Here is a 13,960-nt window from a genome sequence, read left to right as displayed (position 1 = left end):
AATTAATTATTTTCAAACCAGCTTTGTAAAATAATACATGCTGACAAAGAATTAATATCACTTTTTTGTAATTTTTTCCAACCTCCTTTTGAAAATAAAATATATTTAGCTTCAACTGTACTTAATCTTTCATCATGAAAAATTATTTCTATATTAAATTTTTTTTTTATATTAAAAGCAAAATTTTTAGCTAAAATAGTAATATATTGTTGACTTCCATCCATTTTTAATGGTAAACCAACTATAATTTTTTTAGGTTTCCATTGATTAATTAAATTATCAAATTTAACCCAATTAATATTTCCTATTTTTTTATTTTTAATAACTTTTAATTTATGTGCTATCCTGATTAAACTATGTCCTACAGCAACTCCTATATTTTTAATTCCATAATCAAAAGCTAATAATGTTATATTATTTTGTTTTTTCATATTAAGTATATATAAGTTATTTTAAAATAACTAATATTTTAAAATATATTAATAATTAATATTATATAGTTTTTTAAATTTTATAAATGAAATATATTGATTTATTTATACTTTATAAGTCATAATAATATGATTTTTATTTTTTATAAAATCAAATAGGTCTCTCAATATATGTTTTATAGAGAGTTATTTTAATTTTTAAACAAGAGGCGCTGGTCTAATGCAGAACCAAAGAATCCGTATTCGTCTAAAAGCTTTTGATCATCGTTTGATTGATCAATCAACAGCAGAAATTGTTGAAACAGCTAAACGTACTGGTGCTCAAGTTCGTGGACCAATACCTTTGCCTACTCGCAAAGAAAAATTTACAATATTAATTTCACCTCATGTTGATAAAGATGCACGAGATCAATATGAAATTAGAACTCATAAACGTTTAGTTGATATTATAGAGCCAACAGAAAAAACTGTAGATGCATTAATGAGATTAGATTTAGCAGCAGGAGTAGATGTACAAATAAGTTTAGGTTAATAAAATTTATTGTAATTTTTTAATATATAAATAGAGTATATATAATATATGATTGGATTAATAGGGAAAAAGATGGGTATGACTAGATTTTTTACTGAAGAAGGTTTATCCATACCAATAACTGTTATACATTTTGAAACAATTCGTATTACTCAAATTAAAACGATTTTAAATGATGGATATAATGCAATTCAAATGACTACAGGATTTAAAAAAACAAGTCGTATGAATAAAGCTGAAATAGGACATTTTGCAAAAGCAAAAACAGAAGCAGGATATATTTTATGGGAATATCGTTTTAAAAAAAATAATCCTAAAAAATTTTATGTAGGACAAAAAATAGATATTAATATTTTTAAACAAATAATAAAGGTAGATATTACAGGTATATCTAAAGGAAAAGGATTTTCAGGAACTGTAAAAAGATGGAATTTTAAAACTCAAGATGCTAGCCATGGAAATTCACTTTCACATAGGGTTCCAGGTTCTATTGGACAGAATCAAACTCCTGGAAAAGTATTTAAAGGAAAAAAAATGGCTGGCCAATTAGGTAGTAAAAAAATTACTATCCAAAATTTACATATTATAAAATTAGATACTATAAAAAATTTATTACTCATAAAAGGAGCTGTTCCTGGATATACTGGAAGTAATGTTATTGTTAAGCCAGCAGTAAAAAATTTAATTCAATAAAATAAATATATTAATTAATTAGGTATTTATAATGGAAATTATAACAGAAGACACTAAAGATATAGTTATAATTTCAGATATTATTTTTAACAGGAATTATAACAAACCATTAATACATCAATTAATAGAATCTTATAGAACAATAGGTAGACAAGGAACTAAAGCTCAAAAAACAAGAGGAGAAGTAAAAGGATCAGGTAAAAAACCATGGAAACAAAAAGGTACAGGGAAAGCTAGAGCAGGTTCTTTTAAAAGTCCAATTTGGCGTTCTGGAGGAGTTACTTTTGCATCAAAAAATAAAATATATAATAAAAAAATTAATAAAAAAATGTTTCGTAATGCATTAAAAAGTATTTTTTCAAAATTAATTAAAGAAAAAAGATTAATTTTAGTAAAAGAATTTACTATAAGTAAACCAAAAACTAAAATATTAATTGAAAAATTAAAAAAATATTTATCAAAAAAAATAATGATTATTACAACATTTATTGATCAAAATTTATTTTTAGCATCACGGAATTTATACAATATAAAAATTAAAAATTCTATTAATATAAATCCTATTTATTTAATAAATGCTAATATAATTATTGTAACTGTTAATGCTATTAAACATATAGAAGAGATATTAAAATGATTTTTAAAGAATATGATTTTAAAATCATAAAAGGACCACATATTTCTGAAAAATCTTCCTTTGTTGCAGAAAAAACAAATACTTTAATTATAAAAGTTTTAAAAAAAGCAACAAAAATAGATATTAAAAAAGCAATAAAAAAAATTTTTAATATAAAAGTTAAAAATATTAATACTTTAATTGTTAAAGGTAAAAAAAAAAAAAATAAAAAATATAATTATCAACATAGTGATTGGAAAAAAGCATATATAATTTTAGAAAAAAATCAAAAAATTGATTTTAATGTAAATAAAAATTTATAAGGATTAACTTTATAAAATATGACAATAAAAAAATATAAACCAACATCACCTGGTAGACGTCATATGATTAAAATTATTAATCATAATTTATATAAGGGAAAACCTCTCTCTTCTAGAATAGAAAAAAAAAATAAATCAGGGGGGAGAAATAATAATGGTCGTATTACAACTCGTCACATTGGAGGAGGACATAAACAATTATATCGTATTATAGATTTTAAAAGAGATAAAGATAATATTCCTGCTATAGTAGAACGTATTGAATATGATCCAAATCGTTCTGCTAATATTGCATTAATTAAATATAAAGATGGAGTAAAAAAATATATTTTATCTCCTAAAAATTTAAAAATTGGTGATATTGTAGAATCAGGAATAAATGTTAATATTAGAATTGGAAACACATTACCTTTAAGTAATATTCCTGTTGGAACTATTTTACATAATGTTGAAATGAAACCAGGTAAAGGCGGACAAATAGCTAGAGCAGCTGGTACATATGTACAATTAGTTGCAAAAGAAGATTTATATATAACTTTAAGATTAAAATCAGGAGAAATTCGTAAAATTTTATCTAAATGTAGAGCTACATTAGGAGAAATAGGAAATAATGAACATATGTTGAAATCTTTTGGTAAAGCAGGAGCAAAAAGATGGAAAGGGATAAGACCTACAGTAAGAGGAACAGCAATGAATCCTATAGACCATCCTCATGGTGGAGGAGAAGGTAAAAATTTTGGAAAACATCCTGTAACCCCATGGGGAGTACAAACTAAAGGTAAAAAAACAAGAAAAAATAAAAGAACAGATAAATATATTATTAAACATCGTAATAAATAAAATAATATTAATAAAGGTAATAAAATATGCCACGTTCTTTAAAAAAAGGTCCTTTTATTGATCAACATTTATTGAAAAAAGTTGAAAAATCAATAAAAAATAAAGATAAAAAACCATTACGTACTTGGTCAAGGCGTTCAACTGTTTTTCCCAATATGATTGGATTAACTATTGCTATACATAATGGAAGACAACATATTCCAATCTATATTTTAGATGAAATGGTTGGACATAAGTTAGGAGAATTTGCTCCCACACGTACATATAGAGGACATACAGCAGATAAAAAAATAAAAAAAACTTTAAAAAAATAAATATATATATGTATATATTAAATATATTTACTTAGGGAAAAAAATGGAAATTATTGCAAAATATAAATATGCTCCTTCTTCTGCACAAAAATTAAGGTTAATAGCTAATATTATTAGGGGTAATAAAATTTCTAAAGCTTTAGATATTTTAAATTTTTCTAATAAAAAATCAGCTTTTTTAATAAAAAAAACATTAAATTCAGCTATAGCTAATGCTGAACATAATTATGGATTAGATATTGATAGTTTATTTATATTTAAAATTTTTATAGATATAGGTACAAATATAAAACGTATTATGCCTCGTGCCAAAGGTCGTTCAGATAGAATATTAAAATATACAAGTCATATTACTATTGTATTATCAGATAATATAATTGGAGAAAAAGATTAATGGGTCAAAAAACACATCCAAATGGGTTAAGACTAGGAATTACAAAAATATGGAATTCTATTTGGTTTGCAAATACAAAAAATTATGCAAATTATTTATATAGTGATTTACAAGTAAGAAAATATTTAAATAAAAAATTAATAAAAGCTTCTGTATCTAAAATAACTATAGAAAGACCATCAAAAAGTATTAGAGTTAATATACATACTGCACGTCCTGGAATTGTAATTGGTAAAAAAGGAGAAGATGTTGAAAAACTTAGAAAAATAATTTCTAAGATTACAGGTGTTCCTGCTCAAGTAAATATAACAGAAGTTAGAAAACCAGAATTAGAAGCAAAATTAGTAGCTGATATAATATCATCACAATTAGAAAAAAGAATAATGTTTAGAAGAGCAATGAAAAGAGCAGTACAAAATGCTATGAGATTAGGTGCTAAGGGAGTAAAAGTAGAAGTAAGTGGCCGTTTAGGTGGTGCAGAAATCGCACGTACAGAATGGTATAGAGAAGGTAGAGTACCATTACATACTTTAAGAGCAGATATTGATTTTAGTTTATCAGAAGCAAATACTACTTATGGTATAATAGGAGTAAAAGTTTGGATTTTTAAAGGAGAAATTTTAAAAAATAATTTTAAAAAAAAATTAATTTTTACAAAACCTATTACACATCATCCCCAATCATATAGATTACAACGTAATAAAGGACGTAAATAAAAAAAGAGGTTTGAAACAATGTTACAACCAAAACGTACAAAATTTAGAAAAATGCATAAAGGAAGAAATCGTGGTGTTATTGTAGGGATGAATATTAATTTTGGAACTTATGGTATTAAGGCAATAAATAGAGGAAGAATTACTTCTAAACAAATAGAATCAGCAAGAAGAGCTATTAGTCATTCGATGAAAAGACAAGGAAAAATATGGATTAGAATTTTTCCAGATAAACCTATAACAGAAAAACCTTTAGAAGTTAGAATGGGGAAAGGTAAAGGTAATGTAGAATATTGGGTAGCTTTAGTACAACCTGGTAGAATTTTATATGAAATTAATGGAATATCTGAAATAATAGCACGTAAAGCCCTTAAATTAGGGGCTGCAAAATTACCTATTAAAACTGTTTTTTTAAAAAAATAAAATAAATCTTATATGAAAATACATGATATTTTAAAAAAAAATAATAAAGATTTAGAAAATGAGTTATTAAGTTTATCTAGAGAACAATTTAATTTAAAAATACAATTAACATCAGGTAATTTAAAACAAACTCATTTACTTAAAAAATCTAGAAGAAATATTGCAAGAATAAAAACAATTTTATCAGAAAGAAAAAAAAAGATTATAAAATTATGCAAAAAAAAATAAAAATTTTAAAAGGAAAAGTAATAAGTAATAAAATGCAAAAATCCATTATTGTAAGTATTAATAGATTAATAAAACATCCTATATATGGAAAATATGTTAATCGTACAACAAAATTACATGTTCATGACGAAAAAAATATATGTAATATTGGTGATTTTGTTGAGATTAAAGAATGTCGTCCATTATCTAAAACCAAATCTTGGATTCTAGTTAACATTATAAAAAAATCAATAATTTAATTATTAATTATATATTCATTAATTTAAATAAAATTTTAAATTTTAAATTTTTATTTTTTAAAAATAGGGATAATTATTAATATATGATACAGGAACATACTATATTAAATATAGCAGATAATTCTGGTGCTAGAAGTGTAATGTGTATAAAAGTTTTAGGAGGATCAAGACGTCGTTATGCAAATATTGGAGATATTATTAAAATTACTGTAAAAGATGCTATTCCTAGAGGAAAAGTTAAAAAAGGTGATGTATTAAAAGCAGTAATTGTTAGAACTAAAAAAGGTATAAGACGTTCTGATGGTTCTTTAATAAGATTTGACCATAATTCATGTGTATTATTAAATGATACTAACGAACAATTAATTGGTACAAGAATTTTTGGTCCTATTACTAGAGAATTAAGACATGAAAAATTTATGAAAATTATTTCATTAGCTCCTGAAGTTATTTAATTAAATAAAGAGATAGAAATATATGATACATAAATTACGTTGTAATGATGAAGTAATAATTTTAACAGGTAAAGATAAAGGAAAAAAAGGAAAAATCAAATGTTTCATAAAAAAAGAATTAGTAATAATTAAAGGAATTAATATTATTAAAAAACATAGTAAACCTAATCCTACAATATCACATACAGGAGGTATTTTAGAAAAAGAAGCAGGAATTCATATTTCTAATGTTGCTATCTTTAATAAAGATACAGGTAAAGCTGATCGTATTAAAATTAAAAATTTTAAAGGGATTAAAAAAAGATTTTTTAAATCTAATAATAAAAATATAAAATAAATTAGAGATAATATTTAATGTCAAAATTATATAATTTTTATAAAAATAAAGTAATAAAAAAATTAATGTTAAAATTTAAATATAAATCTATTATGCAAGTTCCTTGTATAAAGAAAATTACTTTAAATATGGGAGTAGGTAAAGTAATATCTGATAAAAAACATTTAGATAATGCTATAAATGATTTAACTATTATTAGTGGTCAAAAACCAATAAAAACTAAATCACATAAATCAATAGCTGCTTTTAAAATAAGAAAAGGATACTCAATAGGATGTAAAGTTACTTTAAGGAAAAAAAGAATGTGGAATTTTTTTGAACGTTTATTATGGATAGTAATACCTAGAATTAGGGATTTTAGAGGTTTATCTAAAAAATCTTTTGATAATAATGGTAATTATAGTATAGGAATAAAAGAACAGATAATTTTTCCAGAAATTAATTTTGATAAAATAGATCATATTCGTGGAATAAATATCACAATAACAACTAATAATATATCAAAAAAAGAAAGTTATTTTTTATTTAAAGAATTTAAATTTCCATTTAGATCATAAAAAAGGTTTATATAATGGCTAAAGAATCTATTAAAGCACGTGAATTAAAAAGAATAAAGTTAGGAAAAAAATTTTTTTTAAAAAGAAAAAAATTAAAAAAAATTATTTCAGATATAAATACTACTGATAAAGATCGTTGGAATGCTATATTTAAATTACAATCTTTACCAAGAGATTCTAGTTTATCAAGACAAAGAAATAGATGTAAAATAACTGGTCGTCCACATGCTTTTTTAAGAAAATTCGGATTGAGTAGAATTAAATTAAGAGAAGCTGCAATGAAAGGAGATATTCCTGGACTAAAAAAATCTAGTTGGTAATTTTTATTACAAATTAATATAGGATAATTTAAATATGAGTATACAAAATCCAATTGCAGATATGTTAACACGTATACGTAATGGACAATTATCACATAAATCTAAAATTTTTATGCAATATTCAAAATTAAAAAAATCTATTGCTCAAATTTTAAAAAATGAAGGATATATTAAAAATTTTAATCTTATTAAAGAAAAAAATTTTTTATTAGAAATTACTTTAAAATATTTTAAAGGAAAAGGTGTTATAGAAAAAATACATTGTATTAGTCGTCCTGGATTAAGAATTTATAAAAAAAAAAATTTTTTACCTAAAGTTATGGCCGGTTTGGGTATTGCTATTATTTCTACATCTAAGGGAATAATAACAGATTATACTGCACGTTATTATGGAGTAGGAGGAGAAATTATATGTTATGTTTCTTAAAAAGAAGGTATATTAATAATGTCTAGAATAGCTAAAAAATTTATTTTTATTCCTAATGATATTAAAATTACTATTAATGGCCAAAATATAATTATTAAAGGTAATAATGGAATATTAGAAAATACTTTTCATAAAACAATTAAAATAATTTTAAATAAAAATAAATTATTATTTGAACCTAAAATAAAGTGTAAAAATGGTTGGGCACAAGCTGGAACTGCTAGTTCTCTGATGAATTCTATGATTATTGGGGTAACAATTGGTTTTTCAAAAAAATTAATATTATTTGGTGTGGGTTATAAATTTTCAATTAAAAATAATATAATTAATTTAATTTTAGGTTTTTCTCATCCAATAAATTTTAATTTACCTAAAGGTATTATTGGAAAATGTTTAAATCAAAATGAAATACTTTTAACAGGAGCTAATAAACAACTTTTAGGACAGGTGGCTGCAAATATAAGAGCTTATCGTCCTCCAGAACCATATAAAGGTAAAGGTATTCGTTATAATAATGAAATAATTAAGATTAAAGAAACAAAAAAAAAATAGGATAAATGTAAAAAAGTTTAAAAAATTATGAATATAAAAAAAATTGCTCGAATACGTCGAGCTACTAAATTACGTAAAAATTTACAAAAATTAAAAATGATACGTTTATCAATACATCGTACTTCTCGTCATATATATGCACAAATAATTTCTGTAAATAATAAAATTTTAATCACTGCTTCAACTTTAGAAAAAAAAATTAAAAAAAAATTAATATATACTGGAAATATAAAATCTGCTATTTTTATAGGAAAAAAAATAGCAACTAGAGCTATTAAATACGGTATTTTAAATATATCATTTGATCGTTCAGGATTTAAATATCATGGACGTATTAAAGCATTAGCAAATGCAGCACGTCAAACAGGTCTAAAATTTTAACATTATTTTAAAAGAAAAAAATATGAATATTTATGACAATAAAAATCAACATCATGAATTAAAAGAAAAATTAATTTCTGTTAATAGAGTATCTAAAACTGTTAAAGGGGGACGAATTTTTTCCTTTACAGCTTTAACTGTTGTAGGTAATGGTAAAGGACGAATTGGTTTTGGATATGGTAAAGCAAAAGAAGTTCCTAATGCAATACAAAAAGCAATGGAAAAAGCTAGAAAAAAAATGATTAATATTATTCTTAATAATAATACAATTCAATATCCTATAAAAGGACATCATACTGGATCTTTTGTATTTATACAACCAGCTTATGAAGGTACAGGTATTATTGCAGGTGGAGCTATGAGAGCTGTATTAGAAGTTGTTGGAATATATAATGTTTTAGCTAAAGCTTATGGTTCTACTAATCCTATAAATATAGTTAAAGCAACTATTAAAGGATTATCAAATCTACATTCATTAAATATGATTGCTGCTAAAAGAAATAAAACTATAGAAGAAATAAAAAGGAACATGAATAGTGTTAAAAAATATTAAAATTACACAAATTAAAAGTGCTATAGGTAGATTACCTAAACATAAAGCCATTTTAATTAGTTTAGGATTAAAACATATTGGACATACTGTTATAAAAAAAAATACACCTAGTATTTTAGGCATGATTAAAAAAATATCTTATATGCTAAAGGTTTTATATTAACATGAATTTAAATAATTTATTTTCTAAAATAAAAAATAATAAAAAAAGATTAGGTAGAGGGATTGGCTCAGGAAAAGGTAAAACAAGTGGTAGAGGACATAAAGGACAAAAATCTAGATCTGGATATAATATTAATAAAATATTTGAAGGAGGACAAAGTCCTTTACATAGGAGATTACCAAAATTTGGATTTAGATCAAAAAAAAATATTTTTTTTAAAGAAATTAGGTTAGGAGATTTAGAAAAAATACATAGTAATTATATTAATTTAAATATTCTAAAAGCTAATAAAATAATTAGTAAAAAAATTAAATATGTAAAAATTATTAATAAAGGAAATATTAAATCTTCAAAAAAAATTATTAAATTAAATTGCACAGAAAGTGTTAAAATAATTATAAAAAAATTAGGTGGGATAATTGAGGAATAAATAATAAATGATAAAATCATTTAAAAAATTAAATTTTCAAAGTACTAAAAAAGGTTTTATTGAATTAAAAGAAAGACTTATATTTTTAATAACATCTATAATTATTTTCCGTATAGGTTCATTTATACCAATTCCAGGTATTAATATTAGTATTTTACATTCTTTAATTATTAAACAACATGGTACTATTATTGATATGTTTAATATGTTTTCTGGAGGTGCTCTTAGTAGAGCCTCCATTTTTGCTTTAGGAGTTATGCCTTATATATCTTCATCTATCATTATGCAACTTTTAACAGTAGTTCATCCATATTTTATTCTTTTAAAAAAAGAAGGAGAGGAAGGGAAAAAAAAAATTAATAAATATACTAAATATACTACATTAATTTTAGCTTTTATTCAAGCTATAGGAATTTCAACTGGATTACCTAAATTACCTGGTATGAATAATTTAGTTATTAATCATGGTATTAGTTTTTTTATAATTGCTAATTTAAGTTTAATTACAGGTACAATATTTTTAATGTGGTTAGGAAGACAAATAACAAAAAGAGGAATTGGAAATGGAGTTTCTATTATTATAGTAATTGGTATAATTACTACTTTACCTTTAAATATAGGACAAATTATAGAACAAATAAAATATGGAAATTTAAATTTTTTTATTATTTTTATTTTATTAATTTTAATATTTTTAATAATTTTATTTATTGTTTTTATGGAAAAAGGACAAAGAAAAATTAATGTACAATATGCTAGAAGATATTTTGGAAAACAAATCTATAATACACAACAAAGCACTCATTTACCATTAAAAATTAATATGTCTGGGGTTATTCCAGCAATATTTTCTTCTAGTATTATTTTATTTATTTCTACTACATTTTCATGGCTTAGTAATATTACTAATTTTAATTTACTTAAAAAAATTGCTATATCTTTACAACCTAGACAACCAATATATATTGGTTTATATATTTTATCAATTATATTTTTTTGTTTTTTTTACACTATTTTAGTTTTTAATCCTCAAGAAACTGCTGATAATTTAAAAAAATCTGGGGCATATATTCCTGGTATTAGACCAGGAGCACAAACAGCTAAATATATAAAAAAAATAATTATGAGATTAACATTTACTGGAAGTTTATATATCACTTTTATTTGCCTTATTCCAGAATTTTTAAGAAATATAATTAATGTCCCATTTTATTTAAGTGGTACATCATTACTTATAGTAATAGTTGTCATCATTGATTTTATTACACAAATTCAAACATTAATTATGTCTACTCAATATGAGTCTATACTTAAAAAAATTAATTTAAAAGGATAATATTTATAAAATATTTTTGGAGATATAATATAATGAAAGTTCGAGCTTCAATAAAAAAAATATGTCGTAATTGTAAAATTATTCGTAGAAATAGAGTTATATATGTATTTTGTAAAACAGATCCTAAACATAAACAACGTCAAGGATAATTATTTTCTATTTTTTATAATAAAAACTATAAAAATTAAATAAAGGATTTAAAATGGTTCGTATAGCTGGAGTAAATATTCCTGATAATAAACGTACAATAATAGCATTAAAATATATTTATGGGATAGGTAAATCTCATGCTGCTCATATATGTAAAATAACTAATATTTCTCAAAATATTAAAATTAATCAACTTACTGAAGATAAAATAGATTTATTAAGAAATATTATATCAAAATTTAAAGTAGAAGGGGATTTAAGAAGAAGTATAAATTTAAATATTAAAAGATTAATTGATCTTAGTTGTTATAGAGGTTTACGTCATAAAAAAGGATTACCAGTTAGAGGTCAACGTACTAAAACTAATGCACATACTAGAAAAAAATTCTATAAGTATTTTAAAAAATAATATTATAACTATAATAGGTATATATAATGAAAAAAAAATCTTTACATTCTAAAAAAAAAATTAAAAAACAAATTATAGACGGTATTGCACATATACACGCTTCTTTTAACAATACAATTGTTACTATTACAGATAGACAAGGTAATTCTTTAGGTTGTGCAACAGCAGGAGGTTCTGGTTTTAGAGGGTCAAGAAAATCAACACCTTTTGCTGCACAAGTAGCTGCTGAAAAATGTGCTGAAATTGTTAAACATTATGGTATTAAAAATTTAGAAATTATGGTAAAAGGACCAGGTCCAGGAAGAGAATCTACAATTAGAGCATTAAATAATGCTGGTTTTAAAATAACTAATATTACTGATATTACTCCTATTCCTCATAATGGATGTAGACCTCCAAAAAAAAGAAGAGTATAAATTATTATTAATAATTAATTAAAATATTTTAGGAAAAATATAATGGCAAGATATTTAGGACCAAAATTAAAATTATCTAGAAGAGAAGGTACTGATTTATTTTTAAAATCTAATGTACGTGCTATCGATACTAAATGTAAATTAGAACAAACTCCAGGACAACATGGTATAAAAAAATCTAGATTATCTGATTATGGTATTCAATTAAGAGAAAAACAAAAAATACGTAGATTATATGGTATATTAGAACGACAATTTCATAACTATTATAAAAAAGCTTCGCATATAAAAGGAAATACTGGATTTAATTTATTATGTTTATTAGAAAAAAGATTAGATAATATTGTTTATAGAATGGGTTTTGGAGTTACAAGAGCGGAATCTAGACAATTAATTTCTCATAAATCTATAAAAATTAATGATTGTATTGTTAACATAGCTTCTTATCAAGTATCTCTAAATGATAAAATTTCTGTATGTGAAAAATCTAAAAAACAACTAAGAATTAATGCTTCAATTGATTTATATTCTCAAAGAGAAAAACCTAGCTGGTTAGAAATAAATAATAAAAAAATGGAAGGTGTTTTTAAAAGACTTCCTGAACGTTCTGATTTACCTGCAGATATCAATGAACATTTAATTATTGAATTATATTCAAAATAATTTTTTATAAGAGAGCATATAAATGGATCAAAATTCTGTAACAGAATTTTTAAAACCTAGATTAGTAGATATAGAACATATTAGTAACAATTATATAAAAGTAACTTTAGAGCCTTTAGAACGTGGTTTTGGTCATACTTTAGGAAATGCATTAAGACGTATTTTATTATCTTCAATTCCTGGTTATGCAGTAACAGAGGTAGAAATAGAAGGAATATTACATGAATATAGTACTAAAGAAGGAATTAAAGAAGATATTATTGAAATACTTTTAAATTTAAAAAAGTTAGCTATAAAAATAGAAAATAATAAAAAGGAGGTTATTTTAATTTTAAAAAAAACAGGAATTGGAATTGTAAAAGCTTCTGATATTATTCACGGAAATGATATAGAAATTATAAATAAAGAACATATTATTTGTCATATTACTAATATAAATACATCAATTAATATGAAAATAAAAATAGAATTAGGTCGGGGTTATATAGCAGCCCATACAAAAATTAATAATAATAGTTTTGAAAAAGATCATAAAATAGGCAGATTATTATTAGATGCATCTTATAGTCCTATTAAAAAAATAATCTATAATGTAGAATCAGCTAGAGTAAAACAAAGAACAGATTTAGATAAATTAATAATAGAAATGGAAACAAATGGAACAATTGATCCAGAACAAGCTATTAGAAAAGCAGCTACTATTTTAGCTGAACAATTAGAATCATTTGTAAATTTAAAGGATATTCAACAAGAAAAAGAAATTAAAGAAGAAAAACCAGAATTTGATCCTATTTTATTACATTCTGTGGATGATTTAGAATTAACTGTTCGTTCTGCAAATTGTTTAAAAACTGAATCAATTCATTTGATTGGAGATTTAGTACAACGAACTGAAGTAGAATTATTAAAAACTCCAAATTTAGGAAAAAAATCTTTAACAGAAATAAAAGATATTTTAGCATCTAGAGGATTATCATTAGGAATGAGACTAGATAATTGGCCTCCAGTTATAAAAAAAAATAATACTAAAAACAATCATAAATAATTAATTTAATTAGGTAAAAA

General features: G+C 23.0%; 28 protein-coding genes. 27 read left to right on the top strand and 1 reads right to left on the bottom strand.

The features are described 5' to 3' along the window. Nucleotides 1–2 precede the first annotated feature (2 nt). The gene (gene ruvX / locus GJU05_RS01385; RefSeq protein WP_208753761.1) at nt 3–431 is read right to left on the bottom strand and encodes a Holliday junction resolvase RuvX; all 429 of its coding nucleotides are present in this window, start codon (nt 429–431) and stop codon (nt 3–5) included. A 220-nt stretch (nt 432–651) separates the two neighbouring features. Here ruvX and rpsJ point away from each other — a divergent pair, with 220 nt between their 5' ends. The 27 genes from rpsJ to GJU05_RS01250 all read left to right on the top strand — a co-directional run bounded on the left by rpsJ (nt 652) and on the right by GJU05_RS01250 (nt 13,940). Beyond that, entirely contained in the window at nt 652–963 is a 312-nt protein-coding gene (rpsJ, locus tag GJU05_RS01380; protein ID WP_168821827.1) for a 30S ribosomal protein S10, read from the top strand. 48 nt (nt 964–1,011) lie between these two features. Then, the gene (rplC, locus tag GJU05_RS01375; RefSeq protein ID WP_208753760.1) at nt 1,012–1,656 is read left to right on the top strand and encodes a 50S ribosomal protein L3; all 645 of its coding nucleotides are present in this window, start codon (nt 1,012–1,014) and stop codon (nt 1,654–1,656) included. 31 nt (nt 1,657–1,687) lie between these two features. Next, on the top strand, nt 1,688–2,293 hold the full coding sequence (gene rplD / locus GJU05_RS01370; protein WP_208753759.1) for a 50S ribosomal protein L4: 606 nt from the start codon (nt 1,688–1,690) through the stop codon (nt 2,291–2,293). After that, the gene (gene rplW, locus GJU05_RS01365; RefSeq protein ID WP_208753758.1) at nt 2,290–2,595 is read left to right on the top strand and encodes a 50S ribosomal protein L23; all 306 of its coding nucleotides are present in this window, start codon (nt 2,290–2,292) and stop codon (nt 2,593–2,595) included. The genes rplD and rplW overlap by 4 nt, the downstream gene beginning before the upstream one ends. An 18-nt stretch (nt 2,596–2,613) precedes the next feature. Next, nucleotides 2,614–3,435 carry a 50S ribosomal protein L2 gene (gene rplB / locus GJU05_RS01360; protein ID WP_208753757.1) on the top strand — a complete coding sequence of 274 codons (822 nt, stop codon included), beginning with the start codon at nt 2,614–2,616 and terminating at the stop codon, nt 3,433–3,435. A gap of 26 nt (nt 3,436–3,461) precedes the next feature. Beyond that, nucleotides 3,462–3,749 carry a 30S ribosomal protein S19 gene (gene rpsS / locus GJU05_RS01355; protein ID WP_208753756.1) on the top strand — a complete coding sequence of 96 codons (288 nt, stop codon included), beginning with the start codon at nt 3,462–3,464 and terminating at the stop codon, nt 3,747–3,749. Nucleotides 3,750–3,792: 43 nt separating this feature from the next. Then, entirely contained in the window at nt 3,793–4,143 is a 351-nt protein-coding gene (gene rplV, locus GJU05_RS01350; RefSeq protein ID WP_208753755.1) for a 50S ribosomal protein L22, read from the top strand. Beyond that, nucleotides 4,143–4,859 carry a 30S ribosomal protein S3 gene (gene rpsC, locus GJU05_RS01345; protein WP_208753754.1) on the top strand — a complete coding sequence of 239 codons (717 nt, stop codon included), beginning with the start codon at nt 4,143–4,145 and terminating at the stop codon, nt 4,857–4,859. The genes rplV and rpsC overlap by 1 nt, the downstream gene beginning before the upstream one ends. 18 nt (nt 4,860–4,877) lie before the next feature. Next, complete coding sequence (gene rplP / locus GJU05_RS01340; RefSeq protein ID WP_208753753.1) at nt 4,878–5,279, top strand: 50S ribosomal protein L16; 402 nt, start codon at nt 4,878–4,880, stop codon at nt 5,277–5,279. A gap of 12 nt (nt 5,280–5,291) precedes the next feature. Continuing rightward, nucleotides 5,292–5,507: a 50S ribosomal protein L29 gene (rpmC, locus tag GJU05_RS01335; RefSeq protein ID WP_208753752.1), complete on the top strand. Its 216-nt coding sequence runs from the start codon at nt 5,292–5,294 to the stop codon at nt 5,505–5,507. Beyond that, entirely contained in the window at nt 5,492–5,746 is a 255-nt protein-coding gene (gene rpsQ, locus GJU05_RS01330; protein ID WP_208753751.1) for a 30S ribosomal protein S17, read from the top strand. Before rpmC ends, rpsQ begins: the two co-directional genes overlap by 16 nt. Nucleotides 5,747–5,829: 83 nt before the next feature. Next, nucleotides 5,830–6,201 carry a 50S ribosomal protein L14 gene (gene rplN / locus GJU05_RS01325; RefSeq protein ID WP_208753750.1) on the top strand — a complete coding sequence of 124 codons (372 nt, stop codon included), beginning with the start codon at nt 5,830–5,832 and terminating at the stop codon, nt 6,199–6,201. A 22-nt stretch (nt 6,202–6,223) separates the two neighbouring features. Continuing rightward, the gene (gene rplX / locus GJU05_RS01320) at nt 6,224–6,538 is read left to right on the top strand and encodes a 50S ribosomal protein L24 (protein ID WP_208753749.1); all 315 of its coding nucleotides are present in this window, start codon (nt 6,224–6,226) and stop codon (nt 6,536–6,538) included. A 17-nt stretch (nt 6,539–6,555) separates the two neighbouring features. Next, nucleotides 6,556–7,095 carry a 50S ribosomal protein L5 gene (gene rplE / locus GJU05_RS01315; RefSeq protein ID WP_208753748.1) on the top strand — a complete coding sequence of 180 codons (540 nt, stop codon included), beginning with the start codon at nt 6,556–6,558 and terminating at the stop codon, nt 7,093–7,095. A gap of 14 nt (nt 7,096–7,109) precedes the next feature. Further along, on the top strand, nt 7,110–7,415 hold the full coding sequence (gene rpsN / locus GJU05_RS01310; protein WP_208753747.1) for a 30S ribosomal protein S14: 306 nt from the start codon (nt 7,110–7,112) through the stop codon (nt 7,413–7,415). A gap of 34 nt (nt 7,416–7,449) precedes the next feature. Further along, nucleotides 7,450–7,842 (top strand): 30S ribosomal protein S8, encoded by a 393-nt coding sequence (gene rpsH, locus GJU05_RS01305; protein WP_208753746.1) that lies wholly within the window; start codon nt 7,450–7,452, stop codon nt 7,840–7,842. 18 nt (nt 7,843–7,860) lie between these two features. Further along, nucleotides 7,861–8,394 (top strand): 50S ribosomal protein L6, encoded by a 534-nt coding sequence (gene rplF, locus GJU05_RS01300; protein WP_208753745.1) that lies wholly within the window; start codon nt 7,861–7,863, stop codon nt 8,392–8,394. Between the two features lie 27 nt (nt 8,395–8,421). Continuing rightward, nucleotides 8,422–8,775 carry a 50S ribosomal protein L18 gene (gene rplR / locus GJU05_RS01295; protein ID WP_208753744.1) on the top strand — a complete coding sequence of 118 codons (354 nt, stop codon included), beginning with the start codon at nt 8,422–8,424 and terminating at the stop codon, nt 8,773–8,775. 22 nt (nt 8,776–8,797) lie between these two features. Further along, nucleotides 8,798–9,328: a 30S ribosomal protein S5 gene (rpsE, locus tag GJU05_RS01290; RefSeq protein ID WP_208753743.1), complete on the top strand. Its 531-nt coding sequence runs from the start codon at nt 8,798–8,800 to the stop codon at nt 9,326–9,328. Continuing rightward, nucleotides 9,312–9,491, top strand: a complete 180-nt coding sequence (gene rpmD, locus GJU05_RS01285) for a 50S ribosomal protein L30 (protein ID WP_208753742.1) — start codon at nt 9,312–9,314, stop codon at nt 9,489–9,491. Before rpsE ends, rpmD begins: the two co-directional genes overlap by 17 nt. Before the next feature lies 1 nt (nt 9,492). Then, nucleotides 9,493–9,921: a 50S ribosomal protein L15 gene (rplO, locus tag GJU05_RS01280; RefSeq protein ID WP_208753741.1), complete on the top strand. Its 429-nt coding sequence runs from the start codon at nt 9,493–9,495 to the stop codon at nt 9,919–9,921. A 7-nt stretch (nt 9,922–9,928) separates the two neighbouring features. Next, nucleotides 9,929–11,257: a preprotein translocase subunit SecY gene (gene secY / locus GJU05_RS01275; RefSeq protein ID WP_208753740.1), complete on the top strand. Its 1,329-nt coding sequence runs from the start codon at nt 9,929–9,931 to the stop codon at nt 11,255–11,257. Nucleotides 11,258–11,289: 32 nt separating this feature from the next. Beyond that, nucleotides 11,290–11,406, top strand: a complete 117-nt coding sequence (gene rpmJ / locus GJU05_RS01270) for a 50S ribosomal protein L36 (protein WP_208753739.1) — start codon at nt 11,290–11,292, stop codon at nt 11,404–11,406. Nucleotides 11,407–11,459: 53 nt separating this feature from the next. Beyond that, entirely contained in the window at nt 11,460–11,816 is a 357-nt protein-coding gene (gene rpsM, locus GJU05_RS01265) for a 30S ribosomal protein S13 (RefSeq protein ID WP_208753738.1), read from the top strand. Nucleotides 11,817–11,842: 26 nt separating this feature from the next. Next, a complete protein-coding gene (rpsK, locus tag GJU05_RS01260) occupies nt 11,843–12,232 on the top strand; it encodes a 30S ribosomal protein S11 (RefSeq protein ID WP_208753737.1) in 390 nt (129 codons plus the stop codon). A gap of 42 nt (nt 12,233–12,274) precedes the next feature. Further along, nucleotides 12,275–12,895, top strand: a complete 621-nt coding sequence (rpsD, locus tag GJU05_RS01255) for a 30S ribosomal protein S4 (RefSeq protein ID WP_208753736.1) — start codon at nt 12,275–12,277, stop codon at nt 12,893–12,895. Between the two features lie 22 nt (nt 12,896–12,917). Then, a complete protein-coding gene (locus GJU05_RS01250) occupies nt 12,918–13,940 on the top strand; it encodes a DNA-directed RNA polymerase subunit alpha (RefSeq protein WP_208753735.1) in 1,023 nt (340 codons plus the stop codon). Nucleotides 13,941–13,960 lie beyond the last annotated feature (20 nt).

The organism is Enterobacteriaceae endosymbiont of Donacia fulgens (genome assembly GCF_012567545.1).
Taxonomy (GTDB): Bacteria; Pseudomonadota; Gammaproteobacteria; order Enterobacterales; family Enterobacteriaceae.
This window is presented reverse-complemented; position numbering and strand designations above follow the sequence as displayed.

Excerpts from the sequence above, each read along its gene's own strand:
- ruvX (WP_208753761.1), bottom strand. The coding sequence starts at position 431 with ATGAAAAAACAAAATAATATAACATTATTAGCTTTTGATTATGGAATT.
- rpsJ (WP_168821827.1), top strand. The coding sequence starts at position 652 with ATGCAGAACCAAAGAATCCGTATTCGTCTAAAAGCTTTTGATCATCGT.
- rplC (WP_208753760.1), top strand. The coding sequence starts at position 1,012 with ATGATTGGATTAATAGGGAAAAAGATGGGTATGACTAGATTTTTTACT.
- rplD (WP_208753759.1), top strand. The coding sequence starts at position 1,688 with ATGGAAATTATAACAGAAGACACTAAAGATATAGTTATAATTTCAGAT.
- rplW (WP_208753758.1), top strand. The coding sequence starts at position 2,290 with ATGATTTTTAAAGAATATGATTTTAAAATCATAAAAGGACCACATATT.
- rplB (WP_208753757.1), top strand. The coding sequence starts at position 2,614 with ATGACAATAAAAAAATATAAACCAACATCACCTGGTAGACGTCATATG.
- rpsS (WP_208753756.1), top strand. The coding sequence starts at position 3,462 with ATGCCACGTTCTTTAAAAAAAGGTCCTTTTATTGATCAACATTTATTG.
- rplV (WP_208753755.1), top strand. The coding sequence starts at position 3,793 with ATGGAAATTATTGCAAAATATAAATATGCTCCTTCTTCTGCACAAAAA.
- rpsC (WP_208753754.1), top strand. The coding sequence starts at position 4,143 with ATGGGTCAAAAAACACATCCAAATGGGTTAAGACTAGGAATTACAAAA.
- rplP (WP_208753753.1), top strand. The coding sequence starts at position 4,878 with ATGTTACAACCAAAACGTACAAAATTTAGAAAAATGCATAAAGGAAGA.
- rpmC (WP_208753752.1), top strand. The coding sequence starts at position 5,292 with ATGAAAATACATGATATTTTAAAAAAAAATAATAAAGATTTAGAAAAT.
- rpsQ (WP_208753751.1), top strand. The coding sequence starts at position 5,492 with ATGCAAAAAAAAATAAAAATTTTAAAAGGAAAAGTAATAAGTAATAAA.
- rplN (WP_208753750.1), top strand. The coding sequence starts at position 5,830 with ATGATACAGGAACATACTATATTAAATATAGCAGATAATTCTGGTGCT.
- rplX (WP_208753749.1), top strand. The coding sequence starts at position 6,224 with ATGATACATAAATTACGTTGTAATGATGAAGTAATAATTTTAACAGGT.
- rplE (WP_208753748.1), top strand. The coding sequence starts at position 6,556 with ATGTCAAAATTATATAATTTTTATAAAAATAAAGTAATAAAAAAATTA.
- rpsN (WP_208753747.1), top strand. The coding sequence starts at position 7,110 with ATGGCTAAAGAATCTATTAAAGCACGTGAATTAAAAAGAATAAAGTTA.
- rpsH (WP_208753746.1), top strand. The coding sequence starts at position 7,450 with ATGAGTATACAAAATCCAATTGCAGATATGTTAACACGTATACGTAAT.
- rplF (WP_208753745.1), top strand. The coding sequence starts at position 7,861 with ATGTCTAGAATAGCTAAAAAATTTATTTTTATTCCTAATGATATTAAA.
- rplR (WP_208753744.1), top strand. The coding sequence starts at position 8,422 with ATGAATATAAAAAAAATTGCTCGAATACGTCGAGCTACTAAATTACGT.
- rpsE (WP_208753743.1), top strand. The coding sequence starts at position 8,798 with ATGAATATTTATGACAATAAAAATCAACATCATGAATTAAAAGAAAAA.
- rplO (WP_208753741.1), top strand. The coding sequence starts at position 9,493 with ATGAATTTAAATAATTTATTTTCTAAAATAAAAAATAATAAAAAAAGA.
- secY (WP_208753740.1), top strand. The coding sequence starts at position 9,929 with ATGATAAAATCATTTAAAAAATTAAATTTTCAAAGTACTAAAAAAGGT.
- rpmJ (WP_208753739.1), top strand. The coding sequence starts at position 11,290 with ATGAAAGTTCGAGCTTCAATAAAAAAAATATGTCGTAATTGTAAAATT.
- rpsM (WP_208753738.1), top strand. The coding sequence starts at position 11,460 with ATGGTTCGTATAGCTGGAGTAAATATTCCTGATAATAAACGTACAATA.
- rpsK (WP_208753737.1), top strand. The coding sequence starts at position 11,843 with ATGAAAAAAAAATCTTTACATTCTAAAAAAAAAATTAAAAAACAAATT.
- rpsD (WP_208753736.1), top strand. The coding sequence starts at position 12,275 with ATGGCAAGATATTTAGGACCAAAATTAAAATTATCTAGAAGAGAAGGT.
- GJU05_RS01250 (WP_208753735.1), top strand. The coding sequence starts at position 12,918 with ATGGATCAAAATTCTGTAACAGAATTTTTAAAACCTAGATTAGTAGAT.